This is a genomic window from Pantoea sp. YR525, from assembly GCF_900116775.1.
Taxonomy (GTDB): domain Bacteria; phylum Pseudomonadota; class Gammaproteobacteria; order Enterobacterales; family Enterobacteriaceae; genus Pantoea; species Pantoea symbiotica.
In genome coordinates this window covers 1-25,682 of the sequence record NZ_FPBU01000020.1, presented here as the reverse complement: position 1 = coordinate 25,682, position 25,682 = coordinate 1, and the positions used below count along the sequence as shown (strand labels likewise).

At 50.2% G+C, this 25,682-nt stretch carries 44 protein-coding genes and 1 pseudogene; 6 read left to right on the top strand and 39 right to left on the bottom strand.

Features of this window, described 5'->3' with window-relative positions; translation table 11 throughout:
- The first annotated feature begins 251 nt into the window (after positions 1 to 251).
- On the top strand, positions 252 to 806 hold the full coding sequence (locus BM323_RS24090; RefSeq protein WP_008104705.1) for a gamma carbonic anhydrase family protein: 555 nt from the start codon (positions 252 to 254) through the stop codon (positions 804 to 806).
- Between the two features lie 9 nt (positions 807 to 815).
- Here the strand turns inward: BM323_RS24090 and aroE are convergent, their stop codons facing one another.
- The 5 genes from aroE to dprA are packed head-to-tail and all read right to left on the bottom strand — an operon-like array spanning position 816 to position 4,364.
- Positions 816 to 1,637 carry a shikimate dehydrogenase gene (gene aroE / locus BM323_RS24085; RefSeq protein WP_008104707.1) on the bottom strand — a complete coding sequence of 274 codons (822 nt, stop codon included), beginning with the start codon at positions 1,635 to 1,637 and terminating at the stop codon, positions 816 to 818.
- Between the two features lie 3 nt (positions 1,638 to 1,640).
- Entirely contained in the window at positions 1,641 to 2,216 is a 576-nt protein-coding gene (tsaC, locus tag BM323_RS24080; RefSeq protein ID WP_008104709.1) for an L-threonylcarbamoyladenylate synthase type 1 TsaC, read from the bottom strand.
- Positions 2,213 to 2,767 (bottom strand): DNA topoisomerase family protein, encoded by a 555-nt coding sequence (locus BM323_RS24075; protein WP_008104712.1) that lies wholly within the window; start codon positions 2,765 to 2,767, stop codon positions 2,213 to 2,215. Before BM323_RS24075 ends, tsaC begins: the two co-directional genes overlap by 4 nt.
- A 27-nt stretch (positions 2,768 to 2,794) precedes the next feature.
- Positions 2,795 to 3,268, bottom strand: coding sequence for a DUF494 family protein Smg (smg, locus tag BM323_RS24070; protein WP_007891699.1), 474 nt, complete (start codon positions 3,266 to 3,268; stop codon positions 2,795 to 2,797).
- Complete coding sequence (gene dprA, locus BM323_RS24065) at positions 3,240 to 4,364, bottom strand: DNA-protecting protein DprA (protein ID WP_008104714.1); 1,125 nt, start codon at positions 4,362 to 4,364, stop codon at positions 3,240 to 3,242. The genes smg and dprA overlap by 29 nt, the downstream gene beginning before the upstream one ends.
- Before the next feature lie 115 nt (positions 4,365 to 4,479).
- On the opposite strand from dprA, the gene def reads away from it, so the two are divergent.
- The 5 genes from def to mscL all read left to right on the top strand — a co-directional run bounded on the left by def (position 4,480) and on the right by mscL (position 9,222).
- Complete coding sequence (def, locus tag BM323_RS24060) at positions 4,480 to 4,992, top strand: peptide deformylase (RefSeq protein ID WP_008104717.1); 513 nt, start codon at positions 4,480 to 4,482, stop codon at positions 4,990 to 4,992.
- 21 nt (positions 4,993 to 5,013) lie between these two features.
- Positions 5,014 to 5,958: a methionyl-tRNA formyltransferase gene (gene fmt, locus BM323_RS24055; protein WP_008104718.1), complete on the top strand. Its 945-nt coding sequence runs from the start codon at positions 5,014 to 5,016 to the stop codon at positions 5,956 to 5,958.
- A gap of 45 nt (positions 5,959 to 6,003) precedes the next feature.
- Positions 6,004 to 7,290: a 16S rRNA (cytosine(967)-C(5))-methyltransferase RsmB gene (gene rsmB / locus BM323_RS24050; protein WP_008104719.1), complete on the top strand. Its 1,287-nt coding sequence runs from the start codon at positions 6,004 to 6,006 to the stop codon at positions 7,288 to 7,290.
- Between the two features lie 31 nt (positions 7,291 to 7,321).
- A complete protein-coding gene (trkA, locus tag BM323_RS24045) occupies positions 7,322 to 8,698 on the top strand; it encodes a Trk system potassium transporter TrkA (protein ID WP_007891694.1) in 1,377 nt (458 codons plus the stop codon).
- Between the two features lie 110 nt (positions 8,699 to 8,808).
- The gene (mscL, locus tag BM323_RS24040) at positions 8,809 to 9,222 is read left to right on the top strand and encodes a large-conductance mechanosensitive channel protein MscL (RefSeq protein WP_008104721.1); all 414 of its coding nucleotides are present in this window, start codon (positions 8,809 to 8,811) and stop codon (positions 9,220 to 9,222) included.
- Here the strand turns inward: mscL and BM323_RS24035 are convergent.
- The 34 genes and pseudogenes from BM323_RS24035 to tuf all read right to left on the bottom strand — a co-directional run.
- Entirely contained in the window at positions 9,207 to 9,458 is a 252-nt protein-coding gene (locus tag BM323_RS24035) for an alternative ribosome-rescue factor A (protein WP_008104722.1), read from the bottom strand. The two genes, mscL and BM323_RS24035, sit on opposite strands and share 16 nt — an antisense overlap.
- Positions 9,459 to 9,508: 50 nt before the next feature.
- Positions 9,509 to 9,946: a Zn(2+)-responsive transcriptional regulator gene (gene zntR / locus BM323_RS24030; protein WP_008104724.1), complete on the bottom strand. Its 438-nt coding sequence runs from the start codon at positions 9,944 to 9,946 to the stop codon at positions 9,509 to 9,511.
- A 1-nt stretch (position 9,947) separates the two neighbouring features.
- A complete protein-coding gene (locus BM323_RS24025; protein ID WP_008104726.1) occupies positions 9,948 to 10,319 on the bottom strand; it encodes a DnaJ family domain-containing protein in 372 nt (123 codons plus the stop codon).
- A gap of 112 nt (positions 10,320 to 10,431) precedes the next feature.
- Positions 10,432 to 10,818, bottom strand: coding sequence for a 50S ribosomal protein L17 (gene rplQ, locus BM323_RS24020; protein ID WP_008104728.1), 387 nt, complete (start codon positions 10,816 to 10,818; stop codon positions 10,432 to 10,434).
- 40 nt (positions 10,819 to 10,858) lie between these two features.
- Complete coding sequence (gene rpoA, locus BM323_RS24015) at positions 10,859 to 11,848, bottom strand: DNA-directed RNA polymerase subunit alpha (RefSeq protein WP_007891688.1); 990 nt, start codon at positions 11,846 to 11,848, stop codon at positions 10,859 to 10,861.
- Between the two features lie 25 nt (positions 11,849 to 11,873).
- Positions 11,874 to 12,494, bottom strand: coding sequence for a 30S ribosomal protein S4 (gene rpsD / locus BM323_RS24010; protein ID WP_007891687.1), 621 nt, complete (start codon positions 12,492 to 12,494; stop codon positions 11,874 to 11,876).
- Between the two features lie 32 nt (positions 12,495 to 12,526).
- A complete protein-coding gene (gene rpsK / locus BM323_RS24005) occupies positions 12,527 to 12,916 on the bottom strand; it encodes a 30S ribosomal protein S11 (RefSeq protein WP_004160563.1) in 390 nt (129 codons plus the stop codon).
- 16 nt (positions 12,917 to 12,932) lie between these two features.
- On the bottom strand, positions 12,933 to 13,289 hold the full coding sequence (gene rpsM, locus BM323_RS24000; RefSeq protein ID WP_034830736.1) for a 30S ribosomal protein S13: 357 nt from the start codon (positions 13,287 to 13,289) through the stop codon (positions 12,933 to 12,935).
- A gap of 146 nt (positions 13,290 to 13,435) precedes the next feature.
- Positions 13,436 to 13,552, bottom strand: coding sequence for a 50S ribosomal protein L36 (rpmJ, locus tag BM323_RS23995; protein WP_004160566.1), 117 nt, complete (start codon positions 13,550 to 13,552; stop codon positions 13,436 to 13,438).
- Positions 13,553 to 13,584: 32 nt separating this feature from the next.
- Positions 13,585 to 14,916: a preprotein translocase subunit SecY gene (gene secY, locus BM323_RS23990; protein WP_007891686.1), complete on the bottom strand. Its 1,332-nt coding sequence runs from the start codon at positions 14,914 to 14,916 to the stop codon at positions 13,585 to 13,587.
- Between the two features lie 7 nt (positions 14,917 to 14,923).
- Positions 14,924 to 15,358: a 50S ribosomal protein L15 gene (gene rplO / locus BM323_RS23985; RefSeq protein ID WP_007891684.1), complete on the bottom strand. Its 435-nt coding sequence runs from the start codon at positions 15,356 to 15,358 to the stop codon at positions 14,924 to 14,926.
- Between the two features lie 3 nt (positions 15,359 to 15,361).
- The gene (gene rpmD / locus BM323_RS23980) at positions 15,362 to 15,541 is read right to left on the bottom strand and encodes a 50S ribosomal protein L30 (protein ID WP_007891681.1); all 180 of its coding nucleotides are present in this window, start codon (positions 15,539 to 15,541) and stop codon (positions 15,362 to 15,364) included.
- A 5-nt stretch (positions 15,542 to 15,546) separates the two neighbouring features.
- Positions 15,547 to 16,047: a 30S ribosomal protein S5 gene (gene rpsE, locus BM323_RS23975; RefSeq protein WP_007891679.1), complete on the bottom strand. Its 501-nt coding sequence runs from the start codon at positions 16,045 to 16,047 to the stop codon at positions 15,547 to 15,549.
- Between the two features lie 14 nt (positions 16,048 to 16,061).
- Positions 16,062 to 16,415 carry a 50S ribosomal protein L18 gene (gene rplR / locus BM323_RS23970; RefSeq protein WP_008104733.1) on the bottom strand — a complete coding sequence of 118 codons (354 nt, stop codon included), beginning with the start codon at positions 16,413 to 16,415 and terminating at the stop codon, positions 16,062 to 16,064.
- A gap of 9 nt (positions 16,416 to 16,424) precedes the next feature.
- Positions 16,425 to 16,958 (bottom strand): 50S ribosomal protein L6, encoded by a 534-nt coding sequence (rplF, locus tag BM323_RS23965; protein ID WP_008104735.1) that lies wholly within the window; start codon positions 16,956 to 16,958, stop codon positions 16,425 to 16,427.
- Between the two features lie 13 nt (positions 16,959 to 16,971).
- Positions 16,972 to 17,364 (bottom strand): 30S ribosomal protein S8, encoded by a 393-nt coding sequence (rpsH, locus tag BM323_RS23960; protein WP_007891668.1) that lies wholly within the window; start codon positions 17,362 to 17,364, stop codon positions 16,972 to 16,974.
- 32 nt (positions 17,365 to 17,396) lie between these two features.
- A complete protein-coding gene (gene rpsN, locus BM323_RS23955; RefSeq protein ID WP_007891666.1) occupies positions 17,397 to 17,702 on the bottom strand; it encodes a 30S ribosomal protein S14 in 306 nt (101 codons plus the stop codon).
- A 14-nt stretch (positions 17,703 to 17,716) separates the two neighbouring features.
- Positions 17,717 to 18,256 carry a 50S ribosomal protein L5 gene (gene rplE, locus BM323_RS23950; protein WP_007891665.1) on the bottom strand — a complete coding sequence of 180 codons (540 nt, stop codon included), beginning with the start codon at positions 18,254 to 18,256 and terminating at the stop codon, positions 17,717 to 17,719.
- 14 nt (positions 18,257 to 18,270) lie between these two features.
- Positions 18,271 to 18,585, bottom strand: coding sequence for a 50S ribosomal protein L24 (rplX, locus tag BM323_RS23945; RefSeq protein WP_007891664.1), 315 nt, complete (start codon positions 18,583 to 18,585; stop codon positions 18,271 to 18,273).
- 10 nt (positions 18,586 to 18,595) lie between these two features.
- The gene (gene rplN / locus BM323_RS23940; protein WP_006120590.1) at positions 18,596 to 18,967 is read right to left on the bottom strand and encodes a 50S ribosomal protein L14; all 372 of its coding nucleotides are present in this window, start codon (positions 18,965 to 18,967) and stop codon (positions 18,596 to 18,598) included.
- 168 nt (positions 18,968 to 19,135) lie between these two features.
- Positions 19,136 to 19,390, bottom strand: coding sequence for a 30S ribosomal protein S17 (rpsQ, locus tag BM323_RS23935; RefSeq protein ID WP_008104738.1), 255 nt, complete (start codon positions 19,388 to 19,390; stop codon positions 19,136 to 19,138).
- On the bottom strand, positions 19,390 to 19,578 hold the full coding sequence (rpmC, locus tag BM323_RS23930) for a 50S ribosomal protein L29 (protein WP_007891662.1): 189 nt from the start codon (positions 19,576 to 19,578) through the stop codon (positions 19,390 to 19,392). Before rpmC ends, rpsQ begins: the two co-directional genes overlap by 1 nt.
- On the bottom strand, positions 19,578 to 19,988 hold the full coding sequence (gene rplP / locus BM323_RS23925) for a 50S ribosomal protein L16 (RefSeq protein ID WP_002438716.1): 411 nt from the start codon (positions 19,986 to 19,988) through the stop codon (positions 19,578 to 19,580). The genes rpmC and rplP overlap by 1 nt, the downstream gene beginning before the upstream one ends.
- A 12-nt stretch (positions 19,989 to 20,000) precedes the next feature.
- The gene (gene rpsC / locus BM323_RS23920; RefSeq protein WP_007891660.1) at positions 20,001 to 20,699 is read right to left on the bottom strand and encodes a 30S ribosomal protein S3; all 699 of its coding nucleotides are present in this window, start codon (positions 20,697 to 20,699) and stop codon (positions 20,001 to 20,003) included.
- A 17-nt stretch (positions 20,700 to 20,716) separates the two neighbouring features.
- The gene (gene rplV, locus BM323_RS23915) at positions 20,717 to 21,049 is read right to left on the bottom strand and encodes a 50S ribosomal protein L22 (RefSeq protein WP_007891659.1); all 333 of its coding nucleotides are present in this window, start codon (positions 21,047 to 21,049) and stop codon (positions 20,717 to 20,719) included.
- Between the two features lie 13 nt (positions 21,050 to 21,062).
- Complete coding sequence (gene rpsS / locus BM323_RS23910) at positions 21,063 to 21,341, bottom strand: 30S ribosomal protein S19 (protein ID WP_001138115.1); 279 nt, start codon at positions 21,339 to 21,341, stop codon at positions 21,063 to 21,065.
- 16 nt (positions 21,342 to 21,357) lie between these two features.
- Complete coding sequence (gene rplB, locus BM323_RS23905; RefSeq protein ID WP_007891654.1) at positions 21,358 to 22,179, bottom strand: 50S ribosomal protein L2; 822 nt, start codon at positions 22,177 to 22,179, stop codon at positions 21,358 to 21,360.
- A gap of 17 nt (positions 22,180 to 22,196) precedes the next feature.
- Entirely contained in the window at positions 22,197 to 22,499 is a 303-nt protein-coding gene (gene rplW, locus BM323_RS23900) for a 50S ribosomal protein L23 (protein ID WP_007891652.1), read from the bottom strand.
- Complete coding sequence (rplD, locus tag BM323_RS23895; RefSeq protein ID WP_007891650.1) at positions 22,496 to 23,101, bottom strand: 50S ribosomal protein L4; 606 nt, start codon at positions 23,099 to 23,101, stop codon at positions 22,496 to 22,498. Before rplD ends, rplW begins: the two co-directional genes overlap by 4 nt.
- Before the next feature lie 10 nt (positions 23,102 to 23,111).
- Positions 23,112 to 23,738 carry a 50S ribosomal protein L3 gene (rplC, locus tag BM323_RS23890; protein ID WP_008104741.1) on the bottom strand — a complete coding sequence of 209 codons (627 nt, stop codon included), beginning with the start codon at positions 23,736 to 23,738 and terminating at the stop codon, positions 23,112 to 23,114.
- Positions 23,739 to 23,770: 32 nt separating this feature from the next.
- Positions 23,771 to 24,082: a 30S ribosomal protein S10 gene (gene rpsJ / locus BM323_RS23885; RefSeq protein WP_006120582.1), complete on the bottom strand. Its 312-nt coding sequence runs from the start codon at positions 24,080 to 24,082 to the stop codon at positions 23,771 to 23,773.
- Positions 24,083 to 24,404: 322 nt separating this feature from the next.
- Complete coding sequence (gene bfr / locus BM323_RS23880; protein ID WP_008104744.1) at positions 24,405 to 24,887, bottom strand: bacterioferritin; 483 nt, start codon at positions 24,885 to 24,887, stop codon at positions 24,405 to 24,407.
- A gap of 104 nt (positions 24,888 to 24,991) precedes the next feature.
- Positions 24,992 to 25,186 carry a bacterioferritin-associated ferredoxin gene (bfd, locus tag BM323_RS23875; protein ID WP_008104746.1) on the bottom strand — a complete coding sequence of 65 codons (195 nt, stop codon included), beginning with the start codon at positions 25,184 to 25,186 and terminating at the stop codon, positions 24,992 to 24,994.
- Positions 25,187 to 25,364: 178 nt separating this feature from the next.
- A pseudogene (gene tuf, locus BM323_RS23870) lies at positions 25,365 to 25,682 on the bottom strand (elongation factor Tu); the annotation flags it as partial.

The following is a 25,682-nucleotide window of genomic DNA, read 5'->3' as shown; positions in this document are numbered from 1 at the left end:
TTCAGCGTTTTCATCCGGCGGGATGAATTTCTTCACTCCCTGCTGAGCCGTCTGCGTTACCGCTTTGCCGTCTCAGTGGTGGCGCATTATAGGGATCCGAATTTTTTGCACAACCCCTTTTTTCGATCTTTTTAATCGACTGGCGAGTTTTCACTCTTTTCGCTGCGATCGCGAGCGATCCGCTCAAAAATCATCTTGTTTATCCGCCTATTAAGCCGCAGGCTTGGGTAAAAACGTAAAAGGAGAAGATCATGTCTACAGCCCTACGACCTTATAAGAACCATTTTCCGCAACAAGGCGATCGCGTGATGATCGACAGCAGCAGCGTGGTGGTGGGTGAAGTACAACTTGCCGATGACGTAAGCATCTGGCCGCTGGTTGCGATTCGCGGTGACGTCAATAAAGTGGTGATAGGTAAAAGAAGCAATATTCAGGATGGCAGCGTACTGCATGTCACTCACAAGTCCACCAGCAACCCAGAAGGTTATCCGCTGATTGTCGGCGAAGATGTCACAGTAGGGCATAAAGCGATGCTGCACGGCTGTACTATCGGCAATCGCGTATTGGTTGGTATGGGATCCATTCTACTGGACGGCGTGATCGTTGAAGATGATGTGATGATTGGCGCTGGCAGTTTGGTGCCGCCGGGTAAACGGCTGGAAAGTGGCTACCTATATTTAGGCAGCCCGGTTAAACAAGTGCGCCCGCTCAGTGAAGCGGAGATTGCCGGGTTGCTTTACTCGTCCAACAACTATGTGGGTTGGAAGAATGAATATCTCGATCAGGAAAGCCAAACTCATCCCTGATCGCCAACCTTATACCTGCTGCATCGATTGCTTCAGTTTGGCAATCACTGGCGTGATCTCTGGCATCACGCCATGCCATAAATGGAAAGCATGAGCGGCTTGCCCCACTAACATACCAACGCCATCTGCCAGCTGCTGCGCGCCCTGCTGCTGACACCACACTAAGAATGGTGTCAAACCTTGTTGATAAAACATGTCATAGCACCGCGTTTGCGCATGAATTAGCGATGTGGCCAACGCCGGAACTTTGCCATCAACACCACTTGAGGTCGCATTAATGATCAGATCAAATTGCTGATCTGCTAATTGCTCAAAGCTGGCCGCTTTAATATCCCCGCTATGCTGGAAAATCTCTGCCAGTTGCTCGGCGCGTTCCACGGTGCGATTCACCACCACCAGCGAACATCCGAATGAAAGCAGAGGCAGGATCACGCCACGCGCAGCACCACCGGCGCCCACCAGCAGAATTTGATCGCCGGGATGGATCATCTGCAATCGTTCCAGATCGCTGAGCAAACCGATGCCATCCGTGTTATCGCCGAAGATCTTGCCCTGCGCATCTTTCTTTAAGGTATTAACCGCACCAGATAATGCTGCGCGCTCGCTGAGCTCATCAGCAAATTCCCACGCCAGCTGTTTAAAAGGCAGTGTGACATTGGCACCTTTACCGCCTTGCGCAAAGAAATCCGCGATCGACTGTGGAAATCCCTCAAGTGGCGCGCACTCCTTGCCATATTGATGCTCAATGCCAGTTTGCTCAGCGAACAGGCGGTGAATGAAAGGAGATTTACTATGCGCAATGGGATGACCAAAAACGGCAAAATTTTCCATGAATTAGCCCTGACGAATAAGTTCACCGCTAATGACGTCGCGGATTTCAGAAGGATTCAGTCGCCCACCTGTTTCAGCATGCAAGACCGGGAACTGCGGACCAAATTGCTTAGCAACCTCATCCGCATTACGGCATGGCGGTTCGCCGGAAAGATTGGCGCTGGTCGAAACCAGAGGTTTACCAAAACCACGACACAAAGCCTGTACGTCCGGATGATCGCTAACGCGAATGGCCAGTGAGTCGAAACGCCCGGTTAACCAACGCGGCGTATGTGGCGAGGCGGGCACCACATAGGTCACCGGGCCTGGCCAACTTGCAAACATACGCTCGCGCTGCAGCACCGAGAGTTCACGATCCGCGATATAAGGTTCCAGCTGCGCGTAATCGGACGCAATCAAAATGAGTCCCTTCTCCACTGGGCGCTGCTTGAGCGCCAAAAGCGCCATTACGGCCTCTTCGCTATCGGGATCGCAGCCCAATCCAAATACGGCTTCGGTTGGATAGGCGATAACTTCCTGTTGCTGTAGCTTCTCAATGCAATAATCGAGACTACCCGCTGAATACTGACTTGGCTTCATGATGATGATTCGTCCTGGACGATAGGCTTACCGCAGCGTTTGCTGGCGCAGAAGCGCTTCATGCCTTGTGCGGTTTTCTTCTCTATTAATAATGGGAACTGGCAATGCGGGCAAACGCCTTCAACCGGCGCTGCGTTAAGGACAAACTGACAATCTGGATAGCGATCGCAGGAGTAGAAGGTTTTGCCATAGCGCGAGCGCCGTTGTACCAGTTTACCGTTCTGACATTGCGGACAGGCGATAGCTGTTTCATCTGGCTTATCGATGGTTTCGGTGTAATCACATTCCGGATAATGACTGCAACCCACGAACATGCCAAATCGTCCCTGACGCAGAACTTTGTCTGCGCCACACTGAGGGCACGCATGGCCTTCCAGTACTTTAACGACATGACCATCTCCCTGACTTTTCAGCGGGCGGATGTAATCGCAGGTTGGATAATTCACACACCCCAGAAAAGGGCCGTGTTTGCCAGAACGTATAACTAATTCTGCCCCGCAAGCGGGGCAGGGATCGTGTTTAGGCACGGAGAATAGTGCTGATTTACTCATATTACCGGTTGCATCAATCGCAGATTATTAATGCAGCATACCTTCATTGACGTCGAATAACAGTTCTTCCATTTGCTGATAGGCGTTTTCACATCCTGGGATGTTAAACAGCACCATCAACACCACCCATTTGAGATCTTCAAGATCGAATTCGAGGGTATCAAGGGCCATTACACGTTCGATGACCATTTCGCGCGTTTCCATATTCAGCACCTGGACCTGTTCCAGGAACAAAATAAAACCGCGACATTCTGCATCTAAGCGCTGGTTTTCCTCTTCGGTGTAGATTCGCATTGAGAGCGGATCGTTTGCCATGAGTACAGGCGCAACCAAGCCTTCCTGATAATCCGCTAACCGTTCAAGCCAATTCAACGCATTGTAGATATCTTCACGATGAAAACCGGCATCGGTTAAATCATCGGTCAATTTATCCTGATCAACGCGCATTTCAGCTTCGTTGTGGATATACGTCTCAAACAAGTACATAAGTACGTCGAACATGGCATGCCCTCCTCAATCGGACATAGCCGCCGGGTACAGCTGCGATCCATCCTGCTAACTCCAGCTCCAGCAGGTGAGCTGCGATAACTGGCACAGGTTGGCCGGCACGTTCAGCGACGACGTCAACAGGTGTAACCTCATCACCTACGTTAGCCAACACAGTTGCAAATGGCAATGGCACATCGTCACTGTGTTGTGAATATATTGTTTCTGAACTGCTATCAGGCAACCATTGAAGTGTTGAATGTAAATCTTCAAGGATATTGTTGGGATGCGCCACCAGCAGCGCGCCTTGCTGGATAAGCCAGTGCGTTCCTTCACTGCCGGGATTGCCTAGCGCGCCGGGTAACGCATAAACGTTACGATTTTGTTCCAAAGCGTAGCGTGCCGTCACCAGCGATCCGCTTTTCAAAGTGGCCTCAATCACCAATACGCCAAGGCTTAAACCACTGATGATGCGATTACGTCGGGGAAAATTCACCGCATGCGGTGCTGTATCAAGGGGGAATTCCGAGATCAGTGCGCCACCGCCGGTGATGATCTCGCGTGCCAGCGCTTGATGACTTTTAGGGTAAATATGCTGTAGTCCGCTACCTAACACCGCCACAGTTTTACCCTGCGCTTCTAGCGCGGCACGATGCGCCACGCCATCAATTCCACGCGCCAGGCCGCTGGTGATGGTCAATCCACTCAGCGCCAATTGCTGTGTAAACCAACTTCCCCACTGCTTACCATAATGCGTGCAATGACGGCTGCCCACGACACCGATTTGGGGCGTCTGCAAAGCATCCAAACTTCCAGCGACATACAGCAATGAGGGTCTTCGACTGATTTCCGCTAACGTCGAGGGATAATGTTCATCGATACAGGAAACTAGCTGATGCTGTTCATCCTCCAGCCACAGATGCGTTCGTTCTAACTGGCGTGGACACAGCACTTTAAACTGTTGTCGCTGGGTTTCGTTTAATCCCTGATCCTGTAAAAGATCGTCATCAACCTGAGCATTACTCTGCAATGCATGAGCTAAATGTCTGACAACCTGACCGCTTAAGCCTTTCACATTTGCCAGCCTAAGCATCCATTCAATTCTCTCCATGCTGCACTCCCTGTCAGCCGCGCTATCATGCGGTGCAATGCTGTCAATCAGGCATCAAAAAGTCTACAATATGAGGCAGTAATCTTTTCTTTAACGCATACAGATCTGGATATTTATGTCAGTTTTGCAGGTATTACATTTCCCTGATGATCGCCTTCGCAAAATCGCTGCGCCGGTGGCAACCGTTAACGCAGACGTTCAGCGTATTGTCGACGACATGTTTGAAACCATGTACGCCGAAGAAGGTATTGGTTTAGCGGCGACTCAGGTCGATATTCATCAGCGCATCATTGTTATTGATGTTTCAGAAAACCGTGACGAGCGTTTGGTGCTGATCAATCCGGAACTGCTGGAAAAAAGCGGTGAAACCGGTATTGAAGAAGGCTGCCTTTCCATCCCTGAACAACGTGCTTTTGTGCCGCGCGCAGAGTGGGTAAAAGTGCGTGCGCAGGATCGTGACGGTAAAAGCTTTGAGCTGGAAACCGACGGTCTGCTGGCGATTTGTATCCAGCATGAAATCGATCATCTCGATGGCAAACTTTTCATTGATTATCTGTCGCCACTGAAACGTCAGCGCATCAAACAGAAGCTGGAAAAATTGGCCCGCCTTAACGCACGCGAAGATTAAGTGCTAATAGAAGGTTAAACTGTGTCTTCACCGCTCAAAATTATCTTTGCCGGTACACCTGACTTTGCAGCGCGTCATTTAGACGCGCTGCTTGCTTCTGAGCATCAGGTTGTTGGCGTTTTTACCCAGCCAGATCGCCCAGCCGGACGCGGAAACAAGCTTACGCCAAGCCCAGTCAAAGTCCTGGCACAGGCGCACGATATTCCCGTATTTCAGCCGAAATCCCTGAAGCCTGAAGAGAATCAGCATCTGGTTGCCGATCTGCAGGCCGATATCATGGTGGTGGTCGCTTATGGCTTGATCCTGCCGAAAGCCGTGTTGGCGATGCCGCGCCTGGGTTGTATTAATGTGCATGGTTCGCTGCTGCCACGCTGGCGCGGTGCGGCCCCAATCCAACGCTCTCTCTGGGCCGGCGATACCGAAACCGGTGTCACCATCATGCAGATGGATGTTGGCCTTGATACCGGCGACATGCTGCATAAACTCTCCTGCCCAATTACGGCTGAAGATACCAGCGCTTCGCTGTATGAGAAACTGGCGCAACTCGGTCCACAAGGCATGCTGTTAACGCTGGATCTGCTGGCAAGTGGTAATGCCAAGCCTGAGGTTCAGGATGAAGCGCTGGTCTCTTATGCCGAGAAGCTGAGTAAAGAAGAAGCGCGTCTCGATTGGTCACTTTCAGCAGCGCAGTTGGAACGTTGTATTCGTGCCTTCAATCCATGGCCAATGAGCTATTTCATGATTGAAGAGCAACCGGTAAAAGTCTGGCGGGCAACGGTTTTGCCGCATCAGAACAAACAACCCGGTGAAATCGTTCATGCTGATAAACAAGGCATTCAGATTGCAACGGCCAATGGTGTGCTGAATCTGGTATCGCTGCAACCTGCCGGTAAAAAAGCCATGTCCGCTCAGGACCTGCTCAATTCGCGCCGCGAATGGTTCGTACCTGGAACCGTTCTGGCCTGATCTTCCAAGCCCGGTTTAACCGGGCTTTTTGTTTGATGAAATAACATGAAAAAAGCTACCAACTTGCGCAGCCTGGCCGCGCAACTCATTGAACGCGTTGTGGACAAAGGCGAGTCGCTAAGTGCCATTTTGCCGGGCGCGCAAAAGACCTTATCCGATAAAGATAGCGCGCTGCTGCAAGAGCTCTGTTTTGGCGTGATGCGCACGCTGCCGCAGCTGGAAGCCTTAATCGGCAAACTGATGGAGCGCACGTTAACCGGTAAGCAGCGAGTATTGCATTACCTGTTGATGGTTGGCCTTTATCAGCTACTTTATACCCGCGTGCCGGCCCATGCGGCGCTGGCAGAAACCGTGGCGGGTGCTGAAGTACTAAAGCGCACGGCTTTGAAAGGGCTGTTAAACGGCGTGTTGCGCCAGTTCCTGCGCCAGCAAGAAGCGCTGTTAGCCGAAGTCGATCAGGGCTCGCAACGTTACTGGCATCCAGGCTGGTTGCTGAAACGTCTGCAAGCAGCATGGCCAGAACAGTGGCAACAGATTGTTGAAGCCAACAATCAGCGACCGCCGATGTGGCTGCGCGTCAATCGCCAGCATCACAGTCGTGATGCCTGGCTGGCACTATTGCAGGCAGAAGAGAAAGTTGCTTTTCCTGGCGATGCGCAAGATGCATTGCGTCTGGAATCACCCGCTCCAGTAAGCCAGCTGCCGGGCTTCGATCAGGGTTGGGTAACGGTGCAGGATCTTTCAGCACAACGTTGCGCACTGCTGCTTGAGCCAAAAGACGGGGAATCTATTCTCGATCTCTGCGCTGCTCCGGGTGGTAAAACCACACATATCCTCGAAATCGCGCCGCAGGCCAAAGTATTGGCTGTCGATGTTGACCCGCAACGCCTACTCCGCGTGCATGAGAACTTGCAGCGCTTAGGCATGCAGGCTGAAGTGCGTCAGGGCGATGGCCGTACACCGGCAGATTGGTGTGGTGATATGCAGTTTGATCGCATCCTGCTCGATGCGCCCTGCTCTGCCACAGGCGTAATTCGTCGTCATCCAGACATCAAGTGGTTGCGTCGCGATCGTGATATTCCTGAGCTGGCGAATCTGCAGCGTGAAATTCTTGAGGCCGTTTGGCCGCGTCTGAAATCTGGCGGCACGATGATTTATGCCACCTGCTCCATATTGCCGGAAGAGAACCACAATCAAATCAGCGCTTTTTTGGCAGCGCACAGCGACGCGGTGGCTGAGACGTTGCCACAAGGACAAACCAATGGCTGGCAGGTTTTCCCGACCATCGATGGCGGCGACGGCTTCTTCTACGCTAAGCTGATGAAAAAATAGTGCTGCGCACGCTGACAAGAGCATCTAAGCCATGAAAATCATTATCCTCGGCGCCGGCCAGGTCGGCGGAACCCTGGCAGAAAATTTGGTCGGGGAAAATAACGATATTACCGTCGTCGACAGCGATGCCACGCGTTTGCGCGTGTTGCAGGACAAATTTGATCTGCGCGTAGTGCATGGTCACGGATCCCATCCGCGTATTTTGCGTGAAGCCGGTGCTGAAGATGCGGATATGCTGGTGGCGGTAACCAACTCCGATGAAACCAATATGGTGGCTTGTCAGATTGCGTATTCGCTTTTCAATACGCCCAATCGTATCGCGCGTATTCGTGCCGCTGAATACTTACGCGATGCTGAAAAGCTGTTTGTGCCGGAAGCCGTGCCGATTGATCATCTAATCTCTCCTGAGCAGTTGGTGATCGACAATATCTACCGTTTGATTCAGTATCCTGGCGCACTTCAGGTGGTGAATTTTGCCGAAGGCAAAGTGAGCCTCGCGGTGGTAAAAGCCTATTATGGCGGCCCGCTGGTCGGAAATCCTTTGTCGATCATGCGTGAACATATGCCGCATATTGATACGCGAGTCGCGGCGATTTTCCGCCAGGATCGCCCAATTCGGCCGCAGGGTTCTACGATTGTGGAAGCCGGCGATGAAGTGTTCTTTATTGCCGCGAGCCAGCATATTCGCGCGGTAATGAGCGAAATGCAGCGTCTGGAAAAACCGTATAAGCGCATCATGCTGGTTGGCGGCGGCAATATCGGCTTTGGATTGGCGCAACGCCTCGAAAAACAGTACAGCGTGAAGTTGATTGAACGTAATCAACAGCGGGCTGCAGAACTAGCGGAGCGTTTGCACGATACCATCGTGTTTTACGGCGATGCTTCGGATCAGGAATTGCTGGCCGAAGAGCATGTCGATCAGGTGGATCTCTTCATTGCGGTCACTAACGATGATGAAGCTAATATTATGTCGGCCATGCTGGCCAAGAAAATGGGCGCTAAGAAAGTGATGGTGCTGATCCAGCGCCGCGCCTATGTCGATCTTGTTCAAGGTAGCGTGATCGACATTGCGATTTCGCCACAACAAGCCACCATCTCGGCGCTGCTTAGCCACGTACGTAAAGCAGATATCGTTGGCGTTTCTTCACTACGCCGCGGTATTGCAGAAGCCATCGAAGCTATCGCACATGGCGATGAAACAACATCTCGCGTGGTTGGACGCCTTATAGAAGATATTAAGCTGCCGCCAGGAACCATTATCGGTGCTGTGGTGCGCGGTGATGAAGTGATCATCGCCAATGATAACGTGCGTGTTGAACAGGGCGATCACGTAATTATGTTCCTGACGGATAAGAAGTTTGTGCCCGATGTTGAGCGTCTGTTCCAGCCAAGTCCATTCTTCCTGTAAAAGCTGCAGGCGAAAGCCCGCCGTGAAAGTTTTGCTTAATCCATTGTTCTAATGGCAATTGCAGAAAGGTTTGTTAGACTTTAGCCATTGGCCAAGGCAAGGAGATAACAATGAGTTTATTCAAAGAGTTTCGTGATTTTGCAATGCGTGGGAACGTGGTTGATCTGGCAGTCGGTGTCATCATCGGTGCCGCTTTTGGTAAGATTGTTTCTTCACTGGTCGCCAATATCATCATGCCGCCACTCGGCTTGTTGATTGGTGGCGTCGATTTCAAACAGTTCAAGTGGGTACTAAAGCCAGCAGAAGGTGATATTCCTGCTGTAGTGATGGAGTACGGTAACTTTATTCAGACTGTATTTGATTTCGTTATTGTTGCCTTCGCAATCTTCCTGGCAATTAAAGTAATGAATAAGCTTTATCAGAAAAAAGAAGTTGAGAAAGCGGCACCTAAGCCAACAAATGAAGAGTTACTGCTTACTGAAATCCGTGACCTGTTAAAACAACAAAATCACGATAAATTATGATGAAAAAGCCGCCCAAATGAGGCGGCTTTTTTGTCTCTAAAGAAGAAGACCAGTGATAAACTTTTCTGCTTATCACTGGCCTCCCAGTTACGTCCTTTAGCATGTTTGTTTTTACGTTGATAGCTGCCTTTTCCTTTCTGATTCTTTTCAACGCGCTGCCTAAACAGTGGATCATGTAATAATGCTTCAAGTGCATTGTCGTTGATTTTACCTTTTTGGTGCTGATAGCGAGTCATCTCTTCCTCCGGTTATTAACGGCGCAACTATATTCCTTCCAGCGCAAAATTCAATCCTTGCTACAACAAATTTCAGGCTGCGGCTCTTCACCTCTTTCCAGAGCTTCAAGTATTGAACAGCAGGCGCTGCTATGTGCGTCGCCGCAGCAGGTATCAGCCAAACGATGCAATGAACGCTGGATCGTCTGCAGTTCAGCGATCATGCCATTAACTTCATCCAAACGCTTCGCCACAATGGCTTTGGATTCCTGGCAAGTGTGATGTTCAGGATCGATGCGGATCGACAATAAACCACGAATTGATTCTAAGCTGAAGCCGAGTTGGCGACCATAGCGAATAAAACGCAGCCGCTGTAAATCATCTTCACTATAAAGGCGAAAGCCGCCCTCTGTTCGTACCTCATGATTCATCATCTGCTGTTTTTCATAAAAGCGGATGGTATCTGGCGTAACATCCGCCATTTTTGCCAGCTGGCCAATTCGGTACATGTTATTTCTCCCGCTGCAAATGATGATGGATGACGTCGCCATAATCGCCTCGCAAGAAGTCGGTACTGATTCCGGCTTGCTGGATTTTTATTTCTAGCAGCGCTAAGCGTTTCGATAATTCACGTGCCTTGCCATCATCAGGATTCAGTTCACGAAGCAGATCATTTAACGCTAAGGCTTCCCGACGCATTTCAAGTTCCGGCGGTAAGTGACCAGAGTTTTTTAATAGACGATATGCCGTTCGCAGTTCATCCGGCACTCCGCTGTCATCATCTAACTGTAAAGGCGCGCCTTCGCCGGGCAGATTACTCAGTTCACCTTTTTCCTGAGCTTCACGGATGTGCTGCTCAACAAGTTGATCAATTAGCCACATAAGAACGTTCCTGACGGGTATATCTGCCATCAGCATAGCGAAAGGGGAGTAAATGGGAAGGAATTAGGACAATAAAAAACCCGCCGAAGCGGGTTTTCTACGATACTGCAAATTACTCTGCAGTAGCTTCTGCTTGAGCTTCTGGACGATCAACCAGCTCGATGTAAGCCATCGGAGCGTTGTCACCAGCACGGAAGCCACACTTCAAAATGCGAGTGTAACCACCGGCACGGCTCGCGAAACGCGGGCCCAGCTCGTTAAACAGTTTTGCCACGATCTCGTTATCACGAGTGCGGGCGAATGCCAGACGACGATTAGCTACGCTGTCGGTCTTGGCAAGAGTAATCAGCGGCTCAACTACGCGGCGCAGCTCTTTGGCTTTCGGCAGAGTCGTCTTAATGATCTCATGACGAACCAGAGAACCAGCCATGTTGCGGAACATAGCCTGACGATGGCTGCTGTTGCGGTTCAGTTGACGACCACTCTTACGATGGCGCATGACCTTATCCTTCTCAGTGAAACCTTAACCTGTGATCGGGTTATTCATCAGCAATGCTTGCTGGTGGCCAGTTTTCCAGACGCATGCCCAGAGACAAACCACGTGAAGCAAGCACATCTTTAATCTCGGTAAGAGATTTTTTACCCAGGTTAGGCGTTTTAAGCAGCTCAACCTCGGTACGCTGTACCAGATCACCGATGTAGTGGATAGCTTCTGCCTTAAGGCAGTTAGCAGAGCGGACAGTCAATTCCAGATCGTCAACAGGGCGCAGCAGGATCGGATCGAATTCTGGTTTCTCTTCTTTCACTTCCGGCTGACGTACATCACGTAAGTCAACGAAAGCTTCCAGTTGTTCTGCCAGGATGGTTGCCGCACGACGAATCGCCTCTTCAGGATCGATTGTGCCGTTGGTTTCCATTTCGATGACCAGCTTGTCCAGGTCGGTACGCTGTTCTACACGCGCTGCTTCAACATTGTAGGCGATACGGTCTACAGGGCTGTAGCAAGCGTCAACCAACAGACGGCCGATTGGGCGCTCATCTTCTTCCGAATGAATTCGGGCAGAAGCCGGCACATAACCACGACCACGCTGAACTTTGATACGCATGCTAATAGATGCGTTTTCATCGGTCAGGTGGCAGATCACATGCTGCGGCTTGACGATTTCAACATCACCGTCGTGGGTGATGTCGGCTGCAGTCACAGGGCCAATGCCAGATTTATTCAGAGTAAGGATGACTTCATCTTTACCTTGAACTCTTACCGCCAACCCTTTCAGGTTAAGCAGGATTTCCAGGATATCTTCCTGTACGCCCTCTTTGGTGGAGTACTCATGAAGCACACCATCAATCTCAACCTCGGTCACCGCGCAACCCGGCATGGAAGAAAGCAGAATACGGCGCAGTGCGTTACCAAGAGTATGGCCAAAGCCACGCTCTAACGGCTCAAGGGTCACCTTGGCGTGCGTCGAACTCACTTGCTCGATATCTACCAGGCGCGGTTTTAGAAACTCTGTCACAGAACCCTGCATTGTGTCCTCTCTTTGGTACTAAGCTTTACTTAGAGTAAAGCTCGACGATCAGGTGTTCGTTAATGTCCGCAGACAGATCAGTACGTTCAGGAATACGCTTGAACACACCTTCCATCTTAGTAGCATCAACTTCCAGCCAGGTTGGCTTTTCACGCTGCTCAGCCAGCTCCAGAGCGGCCTTCACGCGAGATTGCTGTTTGGCTTTCTCACGGATGCTTACGACATCATTCGGAGATACCTGATAAGAAGCGATGTTAACAACGCGACCGTTCACCAGGATAGATTTATGGCTAACCAGCTGACGTGCTTCTGCACGAGTGGCGCCAAAGCCCATACGGTAAACAACGTTATCCAGACGACCTTCCAGCAGGGCCAGCAGGTTTTCACCTGTGTTGCCTTTCAGACGTGCTGCTTCTTTATAGTAGTTACGGAACTGACGCTCCAGCACGCCGTACATACGACGAACTTTCTGCTTTTCACGCAACTGGCCGCCGTAGTCAGACAGACGCGGTTTGCGCGCACCATGCTGACCAGGTGGTTGTTCAATTTTGCACTTGGTATCGATCGCGCGAACGCCAGACTTAAGGAATAAGTCGGTACCCTCACGACGGCTCAGCTTGAGCTTAGGACCCAAATATCTTGCCATTTTCTTTCTCCAACTAACCTAAAAACGGGCGATTAAACGCGACGTTTTTTCGGCGGACGACAACCGTTGTGAGGGATTGGAGTCACATCAGTAATATTAGTGATGCGGAAACCAGCAGCGTTCAGAGCACGAATTGTTGATTCGCGACCCGGACCCGGACCCTTAACCATAACTTCCAGATTCTTAATACCGTAATCTTTCACTGCTTCTGCACAGCGCTCTGCAGCTACCTGAGCAGCAAACGGAGTAGATTTACGTGAACCGCGGAAACCGGAACCACCGGCGGTTGCCCAACCCAGTGCGTTACCCTGACGATCAGTAATGGTAACGATGGTGTTGTTAAAAGATGCATGGACATGAGCCACGCCATCTGAGACTTGTTTTCTTACACGCTTACGTGCACGAACTGGTGCCTTTGCCATTATTTACTCACCCCGATTATTTCTTGATCGGTTTACGCGGACCCTTACGGGTACGTGCATTGGTCTTAGTACGCTGACCGCGAACTGGCAGACCACGACGATGGCGTAAACCACGATAGCAACCAAGGTCCATCAGACGCTTGATGCTCAGGGTGATTTCACGGCGCAGATCACCTTCAACAACGAATTTACCAACTGCTTCACGCAGCTGTTCAATTTGTTCTTCAGACAGCTCTCTGATCTTAACATTTTCAGCAATACCCGTTGAAGCGCAGATGGCTTTAGAACGAGTTTTACCGATACCGAAAATCGAAGTTAATGCGATAACGGTATGTTTTTGATCAGGAATGTTAATGCCTGCTATACGGGCCACTATGCACTCCTATAATTAAACAAATGCGTCCCATGCTGAAAAGCCCGTTTTCAGGATACTCAAATGGTAACGCATCGACATACAAAAGATTGGCTGGCTAATCTAGCCAGCTCAACCCGACTTTGCAAGAAAAATATGTGACAATATCAGCCTTGGCGCTGTTTATGCTTTGGCTCGGCGCTGCAGATCACACGTACGACACCGTCGCGGCGAATGATTTTGCAGTTACGACATAATTTCTTGACGGAAGCACGAACTTTCATTTTTACTCTCCGTAACTTCTCAAGCACCCGAATTAACGGCCATAGCCTTTCAGGTTAGCTTTCTTCAATGCAGACTCGTACTGACTTGACATCATCAGAGTTTGCACTTGAGCCATAAAGTCCATGATGACGACCACTACAATGAGCAGCGATGTGCCGCCAAAGTAGAATGGAACTTTCATAGCATCACGCATGAACTCCGGGATCAGGCAGATAAAAGTAATATACAGTGCGCCAATTAAGGTCAGACGTGTCATTACTTTATCGATGTACTTCGCCGTTTGCTCTCCCGGACGAATTCCCGGTACGAATGCACCAGACTTCTTCAGGTTATCTGCTGTTTCACGTGGGTTGAAGACCAACGCCGTGTAGAAGAAACAGAAGAAGATGATTGCAGTCGCATAGAGTAGCACATAAAGCGGCTGTCCTGGTTGCAAATACAGCGAAATTGTTGTCAGCCAGTTCCAACCGGTACCGCCCCCGAACCATGATGCTATGGTCGCCGGGAACAGAATAATGCTGGAAGCAAAAATAGCTGGGATTACGCCCGCCATGTTCACTTTCAACGGTAAATGTGTGCTCTGTGCAGCATATACACGACGACCTTGCTGACGTTTAGCGTAGTTGACCACAATGCGGCGCTGGCCACGCTCGACGAAAATAACAAAGAACGTCACTGCAAATACTAGAACTGCAACCAACAGCAACAGAAGGAAGTGCAGGTCACCTTGCCGCGCTTGCTCGATGGTATGGCCAATGGCCGGCGGGAGGCCCGCAACAATACCTGCGAAGATAATGATCGAGATACCGTTACCAATACCTCGTTCAGTAATCTGTTCGCCCAGCCACATCAGGAACATTGTCCCGGTAACCAGACTTACAACAGCGGTAAAGTAGAATGCAAAGCCTGGATTCATTACCAGTCCCTGCATTCCAGGCATATTCGGTAAACCGGTAGCAATACCGATTGACTGGAATACAGCCAGAACCAGTGTGCCGTAGCGAGTGTACTGGCTAATCTTACGACGACCAGCTTCACCCTCTTTCTTAATCTCAGCTAACGCTGGATGAACCACCGTCAGCAGCTGGATAATAATAGAAGCCGAAATATACGGCATAATACCCAGTGCGAAGATTGAGGCACGACTGAGAGCACCACCAGAGAACATGTTAAACATTTCAATGATGGTGCCACGCTGTTGCTCAAGCAGTTTGGCAAGTACAGTGGCATCGATACCGGGGATTGGAATAAAAGAGCCAATTCGGAAGACAATGAGTGCACCGATTACAAACAACAGTCTGCGCTTCAGTTCACCAAAGCCACCTTTGGCACTTTGAAAATCTAATCCCGGTTGCTTTGCCATCTGCTACTTATTCCTCGATTTTACCGCCAGCAGCTTCGATTGCAGCACGAGCACCTTTGGTGACACGCAGACCGCGAACCGTTACCGGTGCAGAAACTTCACCAGAAAGAATCACTTTCGCGAATTCAATCTGAACACCGATAATATTGGCCGCTTTCAGCGTATTCAGGTCAACAATACCGCCTTCAACTTTCGCCAGATCAGACAGACGAACTTCTGTCGTGATCATTGCTTTGCGAGAGGTGAAACCGAATTTCGGCAGACGACGGTACAGAGGCATCTGACCACCCTCGAAACCGCGACGTACGCCACCGCCAGAACGAGAGTTCTGACCTTTGTGACCACGACCACCAGTTTTACCGAGGCCAGAACCGATACCACGACCCAGACGCTTAGAAGCGTGTTTAGACCCTTCGGCCGGAGACAGAGTGTTTAAACGCATCTCTTACTCCTCCACTTTCAGCATGTAGGAAATCGCGTTAATCATACCGCGTACAGCAGGCGTATCTTCACGCTCAACGGTGTGATTGATGCGACGCAGACCCAAGCCAACCAGAGTCGCTTTGTGCTTAGGCAGGCGGCCGATTGAACTGCGGGTTTGTGTAATTTTAATTGTCTTAGCCATCGTGATTACCCCAGAATTTCTTCAACGGATTTACCACGCTTGGCAGCGACCATTTCCGGAGAATTCATATTGCCCAGGCCATCGATAGTTGCACGAACCACGTTAATCGGGTTAGTAGAACCATACGCTTTAGCCAGAACGTTATGTACTCCAGCAACTTCTAAAACAGCGCGCATTGCACCGCCGGCGATGATACCGGTACCTTCAGAAGCTGGCTGCATGAACACACGAGAACCTGTGTGAGCACCTTTAACAGGGTGCTGCAGGGTGCCGTGAGTCAGCGCGACGTTAATCATATTGCGACGGGCTTTCTCCATCGCTTTCTGGATCGCTGCTGGAACTTCACGCGCTTTACCGTAACCAAAACCAACGCGGCCGTTACCATCACCCACTACAGTCAGTGCGGTGAAGGAGAAAATACGACCACCTTTTACAGTTTTAGATACACGGTTTACCGCGATCAGTTTTTCCTGCAGTTCGCCAGCTTGTTTCTCGATGTTTGACATCTTAGACCTCTACCTTAGAACTGAAGGCCAGCTTCACGGGCAGCATCTGCCAGTGCCTGGACACGACCATGATATTGGAACCCGGAACGGTCGAAAGAGACATTAGTAATGCCTTTCTCAACAGCGCGCTCAGCCAGAGCTTTACCTACAGCTGCAGCGGCGTCTTTGTTACCGGTATACTTCAGTTGTTCGGCAATAGCTTTTTCTACAGTAGAAGCAGCAACCAGAACTTCGGAACCGTTCGGGGCGATCACCTGTGCGTAAATATGACGCGGGGTACGATGTACCACCAGGCGAGTAGCACCCAGCTCTTTGAGCTTGCGACGTGCACGGGTCGCACGACGGATACGAGCAGATTTCTTATCCATAGTGTTACCTTACTTCTTCTTAGCCTCTTTGGTACGCACGACTTCGTCGGCGTAACGAACACCCTTGCCTTTATAAGGCTCAGGACGACGGTAGGCGCGCAGATCAGCTGCAACCTGACCAATCAGCTGTTTATCAGCGCCTTTCAGCACGATTTCAGTCTGAGTTGGACATTCAGCAGTGATGCCGGCCGGCAGTGCATGGTCAACAGGGTGAGAGAAGCCCAGGGCCAAGCTCACAGAGTTGCCTTTAACAGCTGCACGATAACCAACACCAACCAGTTGCAGCTTCTTGGTGAAGCCTTCGGTAACACCGATAACCATGCCGTTCAGCAGCGCACGAGCAGTACCTGCTTGTGCCCAACCATCCGCATAACCTTCGCGTGGAGCGAAAGTCAGGGCGTTGTCTGCATGCTTAACTTCTACAGCACTGTTGATAGTACGAGTCAGCTCGCCGTTTTTGCCTTTGATCGAAACTTCCTGACCGCTGAGTTTTACCTCTACGCCCGCAGGAACAACGACAGGTGCTTTTGCAACACGAGACATTTTATTCCTCCGATTACGCTACGTAGCAGATAATTTCGCCACCAAGACCAGCTTGGCGCGCTGCACGATCAGTCATGACACCTTTAGAGGTAGAGATTACAGCGATGCCCAGACCAGCCATTACTTTTGGCAGCTCATCTTTTTTCTTATAGATGCGCAGACCTGGACGACTAACACGCTGAATGCTCTCTACCACAGCCTTGCCCTGGAAATACTTTAAAGTAACTTCCAGCTCAGACTTGATATCGCCTTCGATTTTAAAATCTTCAATATAGCCTTCTTCCTTCAGCACGTTGGCAATTGCCACTTTCAGCTTGGAGGAAGGCATAGAGACCGCAACTTTGTTCGCGGCCTGACCGTTACGGATACGGGTCAGCATATCCGCGATCGGATCTTGCATGCTCATCTGTGTTACTCCCGTGATTCAAATGGTGACAATTACCAGCTAGCCTTTTTAAGACCCGGGATTTCACCGCGCATTGCGGCTTCACGGACCTTGATACGGCTCAACCCAAACTTCCGCAAGAAACCGTGCGGACGACCTGTCTGACGGCAGCGGTTACGCTGACGGGAAGGGCTGGAATCACGCGGCAGACTCTGCAGCTTGAGAACGGCATCCCAACGATCTTCGTCGGATGCGTTCACATCAGAAATGATCGCTTTCAGTTCTACGCGCTTGGCGAAAAACTTGTCTGCTAATTTCACACGCTTAACTTCGCGTGCTTTCATCGATTGCTTAGCCATTAAGTAACCCTACCTTACTTGCGGAATGGGAATTCAAAGGCAGCCAGCAGAGCACGGCCTTCATCATCAGATTTCGCAGTAGTGGTAATGGTAATATCCAAACCACGAACGCGATCGACTTTGTCATAATCGATTTCTGGGAAGATGATCTGCTCACGAACGCCCATGCTGTAGTTACCACGACCGTCGAACGACTTCGCAGATAAACCGCGGAAGTCACGAATACGTGGTACAGCAATAGTGATCAGACGCTCAAAGAACTCCCACATGCGCTCACCGCGCAGAGTTACTTTACAGCCGATCGGATAGCCCTGACGGATTTTGAAGCCTGCAACTGATTTGCGTGCTTTGGTGATCAGCGGTTTTTGACCGGAGATTGCTGCCAGGTCAGCTGCTGCGTTATCCAGCAGTTTCTTGTCAGCGATCGCTTCACCAACACCCATGTTCAGGGTGATCTTCTCGACCCGAGGGACTTGCATGACAGAATTGTAGCCGAACTCTGTCATGAGTTTCTGGACTACTTCGTCTTTGTAGTAATCATGCAGTTTCGCCATCGTACTACTCCAAATTACTTGATAGTTTCGCTATTAGACTTGAAGAAACGGACTTTTTTGCCGTCTTCGAATCTAAAGCCTACACGGTCAGCCTTGCCGGTTGCCGCATTGAAGAGTGCAACGTTGGAAGCTTGAATAGCAGCTTCTTTCTCAACGATGCCACCTGGTTGGTTCAGGGCCGGAACCGGCTTCTGATGTTTCTTAACCAGGTTGATACCTTCAACGATGACTTTACCAGAAGTCAGGACGTTCTTTACTTTACCGCGTTTACCTTTGTCTTTGCCGGTAAGCACGATAACTTCGTCGTTACGACGGATTTTCGCTGCCATTGCTCGCTCCTTAGAGTACTTCTGGTGCCAGAGAGATAATTTTCATGAACTTTTCAGTACGAAGTTCACGAGTTACCGGCCCAAAAATACGCGTACCGATAGGTTGCTCGCTGTTATTATTTAAAATAACGCATGCATTACCATCGAAGCGAATGACAGAACCGTCCGGGCGACGAACACCCTTCCTGGTGCGCACCACTACCGCTTTCAGGACATCACCTTTTTTCACCTTGCCACGAGGAATTGCTTCCTTGATGGTCACTTTGATGATATCGCCGACGCCTGCGTAGCGACGGTGCGAGCCACCCAGAACCTTGATACACATTACGCGACGTGCACCGGAGTTGTCGGCGACGTTCAGCATAGTCTGTTCTTGGATCATTTTAGTGCTCCGCTAATGTCAACTACTACTTCGGGACCCAAACCTCAGGTCGTTAAAAAGCCCCATAATTGAGGGCGCGGCATTATAACACCGGTTCTCGCACATGGGTAGAAAAAATGAACGGCTCAGACGAGCCGTTCATTTTATTTTTAGAGGAAGCGGATTCTATTACAGAACCGCTTTCTCTACAACGCGAACCAACGCCCAAGACTTAGTCTTAGACAGTGGACGGGTTTCGCGGATTTCTACCACGTCACCAATACCACATTCGTTGTTCTCGTCATGGATGTGCAGCTTAGTCGTACGCTTGATGAATTTACCGTAGATCGGGTGTTTCACGACACGTTCGATAGCAACAACTGCAGATTTCTGCATTTTGTCACTAATAACACGACCCTGCAGAGTACGGATTTTATCGGTCATTACGCCGCCTTCTCAGTCAGTAAAGTCTTAACACGTGCAACATTACGACGAACTTCTTTCAGCAGATGGGTTTGCTGAAGTTGGCCGGATGCTGCTTGCATGCGCAGGTTAAACTGCTCACGCAGCAGGTTAAGAAGCTCAGTGTTCAGCTCTTCAACGCTTTTTTCACGCAGCTCATTTGCTTTCATTACATCACCGTCTTAGTAACAAAGGTGGTTTTGATAGGCAGTTTTGCTGCTGCCAGCTTGAAGGCTTCACGGGCCAGCTCTTCCGGAACGCCGTCCATTTCATACAGGACTTTACCCGGTTGAATGAGGGCAACCCAATACTCCACGTTACCCTTACCTTTACCCATACGCACTTCCAGCGGCTTCTCGGTAATTGGTTTGTCCGGGAATACACGGATCCAAATTTTACCTTGACGCTTAACTGCACGGGTCATAGCACGACGTGCTGCTTCGATCTGACGAGCAGTCAGACGACCACGGCCAACAGCTTTCAGACCGAAAGTACCGAAGCTGACATCCGTACCTTGCGCCAGACCACGGTTGCGGCCTTTGTGCACTTTACGGAATTTCGTACGCTTTGGTTGTAACATCAGCGACTCTCCTTACTTACGGCCTTTACGCTGCTGCTTTTTAGGTTGAGCAGCCGGTTCCGGTTGTTCAACAGCAGCCATACCACCCAGGATCTCGCCTTTGAAGATCCATACCTTAACGCCGATTACACCATAAGTGGTGTGCGCTTCAGAGGTGTTGTAGTCAATGTCTGCACGCAGTGTGTGCAACGGTACGCGACCTTCACGGTACCATTCGGTACGTGCGATCTCGGCACCGCCCAAACGGCCGCTGACTTCAACTTTAATACCCTTCGCGCCCAGACGCATTGCGTTCTGTACAGCACGCTTCATAGCACGACGGAACATCACACGACGCTCCAGCTGTGAAGTGATGCTATCAGCAACCAATTTAGCGTCCAGTTCCGGCTTACGGACTTCGGCGATGTTGATCTGTGCAGGAACGCCAGCGATTTTCGCGACGACCGTACGCAGTTTTTCTACGTCCTCACCTTTCTTACCGATAACGATACCCGGGCGAGCAGTGTGAATAGTCACACGGATGCTCTTAGCCGGACGCTCGATAACGATACGAGATACAGACGCTTTAGACAGTTCCTTAGTAAGGAACTGACGGACTTTAAAATCGCTGTCCAGGTTGTCAGCGAATTCTTTGGTGTTCGCAAACCAGGTAGAGTTCCATGGTTTTACAATACCCAGGCGAATACCATTAGGATGTACTTTCTGACCCATTGCTAGTCTCCAGAGTCTCAGCGATCGGACACAACCACAGTAATGTGGCTGGTGCGCTTCAGGATGCGATCTGCACGACCTTTCGCACGCGGCATAATGCGCTTCATGCTTGGGCCTTCGTCTACGAAGATTTTCGCGACTTTCAGATCGTCGATATCAGCGCCATCGTTGTGTTCGGCGTTCGCAATGGCAGATTCCAGGACTTTCTTAACCAACACAGCAGCTTTCTTGTTGGTGTAGGTCAGAATATCCAGAGCCTGCGACACTTTCTTACCGCGAATCAGGTCTGCCACCAGGCGAACCTTCTGAGCAGAAGAACGAGCATGGCGATGTTGAGCAATAGTTTCCATCTCTTCCTCCTACTTATTTCTTCTTGGCTTTCTTATCTGCAGCATGGCCGCGATAAGTACGTGTCGGTGCAAATTCACCCAGTTTGTGGCCGACCATTTCGTCGGAAACAAAGACAGGAACGTGCTGACGACCATTATGGACAGCGATGGTCAAACCGATCATGTTAGGGAAGATCGTTGAACGACGGGACCAAGTGCGCAGGGGCTTCTTGTCACCGCTTTCCACCGCTTTCTCTACCTTCTTCAGCAAGTGCAGGTCAATAAAAGGACCTTTCTTGAGAGAACGTGGCATGGCTTATCCTCTAAAATTATTTGCTACGGCGACGTACGATAAATTTATCAGTACGCTTGTTGCTACGGGTCTTCTTACCTTTGGTCTGAACGCCCCACGGAGTTACCGGGTGCTTACCAAAGTTACGACCTTCACCACCACCGTGCGGGTGATCGACTGGGTTCATCGCAGTACCGCGAACGGTAGGACGAACACCACGCCAACGGGTTGCACCAGCTTTACCCAGTACGCGCAGCATGTGCTCAGAGTTGCCGACTTCGCCGAGAGTTGCACGACATTCGGATTCAACTTTGCGCATTTCGCCTGAACGCAGACGCAGGGTAACGTAGGAACCTTCACGCGCAACGATCTGCACGTAAGTACCAGCTGAGCGAGCAATCTGACCGCCTTTGCCTGGTTTCATTTCTACGTTATGAACGGTAGAACCCACCGGGATGTTACGCATCGGCAGGGTGTTACCTGCTTTAATCGCAGCATCAACGCCAGATTGAATCTGATCGCCGGCTTTCAGGCCTTTAGGGGCCAGGATGTAACGGCGCTCGCCATCTTTGTACAGAACCAGTGCGATGTTCGCAGAACGGTTCGGATCGTACTCAAGACGCTCAACAACTGCTGGGATACCATCTTTGTTGCGTTTGAAGTCAACAATACGGTAAGCCTGCTTGTGACCACCACCGATATGACGGGTAGTGATACGACCATTGTTGTTACGACCACCGGATTTGCTGTTTTTTTCTACCAGCGGAGCAAATGGTTTGCCCTTGTGCAGCTCTGGGTTCACCACTTTAACTACGTGGCGACGACCCGGAGATGTCGGTTTACATTTAACAACTGCCATTGTCTTTCTCCTCCGACTTACTCAGCGCCGCCGACGAAGTCCAGATTCTGGCCTTCCTTCAGGGTGACGTAAGCTTTTTTCCAGTCGCTACGACGACCGATACGCTGTCCGTGACGCTTAACTTTCCCTTTAACTACCAGGGTGTTTACGTCTTTAACTTCCACTTCGAACAGCTTCTCAACAGCAGCAACGATCTCTGCTTTGGTCGCGTCTTTAGCAACTTTGAGAACGATGGTATTGGTTTTTTCCATCGCAGTAGATGCTTTTTCTGATACGTGCGGTGCACGCACTACTTTCAGCAGACGTTCTTCACGGATCATGCCAGCATCTCCTCAACTTGCTTAACTGCTTCCGCAGTCATAACGACTTTGTCGAAGGCGATCAGGCTAACTGGGTCGATGCCCGCTGCATCACGCACGTCAACCTTGTACAGGTTACGCGCAGCCAGGAACAGATTCTCATCCAGTTCACCGGTGATGATCAGCACATCTTGCAGCGCCATGTCTTTCAGTTTCTGTACCAGCAGCTTAGTTTTAGGCGCTTCTACAGAGAACGTCTCGACAACGATCAGACGGTCCTGACGTACCAGCTCGGACAGGATGCTTTTCAGCGCGCCGCGGTACATCTTTTTGTTAACTTTTTGACTGTGGTCCTGTGGACGTGCAGCGAAGGTCACGCCACCTGAACGCCAGATCGGGCTCTTTACAGAACCTGAACGCGCACGGCCGGTACCTTTCTGGCGCCAAGGCTTTTTGCCTGAACCAGTAACTTCAGCACGAGTCTTCTGCGCACGAGTACCCTGACGAGCACCAGCGGCATAAGCAACAACAACCTGGTGAACCAGCGCTTCGTTGAAATCACGACCGAAGGTAGTTTCGGAAACAGTCAGCGCGCTCTGCGCGTCTTTCAGTACTAATTCCATTGCTATCCCCTTACGCCTTCACAGCTGGTTTAACAATCAGATCGCACCCAGTTGCACCCGGGACGCCACCTTTGACCAGCAGCAGGTTGCGCTCAGCGTCAACACGTACTACTTCCAGGCTCTGAACGGTTACGCGCTCATTACCCAGCTGACCAGCCATTTTCTTGCCTTTGAACACTTTGCCCGGAGTCTGGTTCTGACCGATAGAACCCGGAACGCGGTGTGACAAGGAGTTACCGTGTGTAGCGTCCTGGGTACGGAAGTTCCAGCGCTTAACGGTACCTGCGAAACCTTTACCTTTAGAGGTACCGGTAACGTCTACTTTTTTAACGTCAGCGAAAATCTCAACACTGATGCTCTGGCCAACAGAGAAATCTTCACCTTCGGTGCGGAATTCCCACAGACCACGGCCAGCGTCAACGCCAGCTTTAGCAAAATGACCTGCTTCAGGCTTGCTCACACGGCTTGCTTTTTTAGCACCGGTGGTAACCTGGATAGCTTGGTAACCATCGTTGTCCAGGCCTTTGACCTGAGTAACGCGGTTTGCTTCAACTTCGATAACGGTTACTGGGATTGAAACGCCATCTTCAGTGAAGATGCGGGTCATACCCACTTTTTTACCGACTAAACCAATCATTGTATCAACCTCTCAATCGCTCGATGACCTGATTAACCCAGGCTGATCTGCACGTCAACACCGGCAGCCAGGTCCAGACGCATCAGAGCATCAACGGTTTTTTCAGTTGGCTCAACGATGTCTACCAGACGCTTGTGAGTGCGGATTTCGTACTGATCACGCGCGTCTTTGTTAACGTGCGGAGAGATCAGAACGGTAAAACGCTCTTTGCGGGTTGGCAGCGGGATCGGACCACGTACCTGCGCACCAGTGCGCTTGGCAGTCTCAACGATTTCCGCGGTTGATTGATCGATCAGGCGATGATCAAACGCTTTAAGACGGATACGGATTCTTTGGTTCGACATGAGACCAAGGCTCCAAACATTTTATAAACGAAAAGAATTACTACCCACATCCATTACGATTGATGGAGGAGTGTAATCGTTCAGCATATAACTCCCCAATTGGGAGTATTGTTAGGCGATACATAGACAGCTATCCCCTGCGATTCTGCTCGAATCGCGCCGCACCAATATCGGCAGGCCCGCGCATTATACGTAAATCTGTTTAGGAAGCAACCCGTGTTGTGTTTTTAACCACATCTATCTCGCTTTAGACCCAAAAAAACCCGCAGCAATCGTTTTTGACTGGCGCGGGCTTGCATAACATTGCTGGTTGAGCATAAGACTAGTGTTCGTTCTGATCTTTTAATTGGGACTGAAGATAATTTTGCAGGCCGAGTTTGTTCACCAAATCGAGTTCAGTTTCCAGCCAGTCTATGTGGCCCTCTTCTTCCGTAAGAATTTCAATCATCATGTCTCTGCTGACGTAATCATGAACCTTGTCAGCATAGGCTATCGCTTCGCGTAAATCCTTTGCGCCTTCCAGTTCTAATGCCAGGTCAGACTGCAGCATCTCCGGCACGTCTTCACCGATGCGTAATCGACCGAGATCTTGCAGGTTAGGAATCCCTTCGAGAAAAAGAATGCGTTCGATGTACTTGTCCGCATGCTTCATTTCATCGATCGACTCATGATACTCAACGTCATTGAGCCGGGTCAGACCCCAATTTTTGAACATACGCGCATGAAGGAAGTACTGATTAATCGCAACCAGTTCATTCCCCAGCAATTTGTTGAGATGATTTATGATTTTACCGTCGCCCTTCATTTTGCTTCCTCCGCTTCCAACTAAATAGAGCGTAGATGCGGATGAAAGGAAGTCAAAAAAACGCGACGGTTATTGTGGGTATTGTGAAGTGCAGGATTAAGTTATCAAGCTATCTCTTTGTAGAGCGGCACGTTTTGCAGTTCATCTTCCATAATTTCCCGCGCAAAGCGCACGCACTTCCCACATTGCTTGCCAATGGGCACCAACTGGCGCAATTGTTGAATCGATTTGGGTTGATAGCGGCGAACCACTTCGCGCAGAGTTTTATCACTCACGGCATTACACAAGCAGACGTACATTTACTGCGGACTCCCGTACAATTTATGATCAAATTGTAAATGAGAATGGTTTTTATTTCAAACGCAGCTTTTATGTGGGATTAATCGAAACGGCAAAATTCAGACATAAAAAAAGAGCACCGAAGTGCTCTTTTTCATGCTGCGATGACTGCCGAAACAGCCATCGACATTAACGCAATTAAGCGATGATTTCAGCAACAACACCCGCACCAACAGTACGGCCGCCTTCACGGATTGCGAAACGCAGACCCTGATCCATAGCGATTGGCTTGATCAAAGTTACGGTCATTTTTACGTTGTCGCCTGGCATTACCATTTCAACGCCTTCTGGCAGTTGAACGTCACCGGTCACGTCAGTAGTACGGAAGTAGAACTGAGGACGGTAGCCTTTGAAGAACGGAGTATGACGGCCGCCTTCATCTTTAGACAGAACGTAAACTTCTGAAGTGAACTGGGTATGTGGCTTGATTGAACCCGGCTTAGCCAGAACCTGACC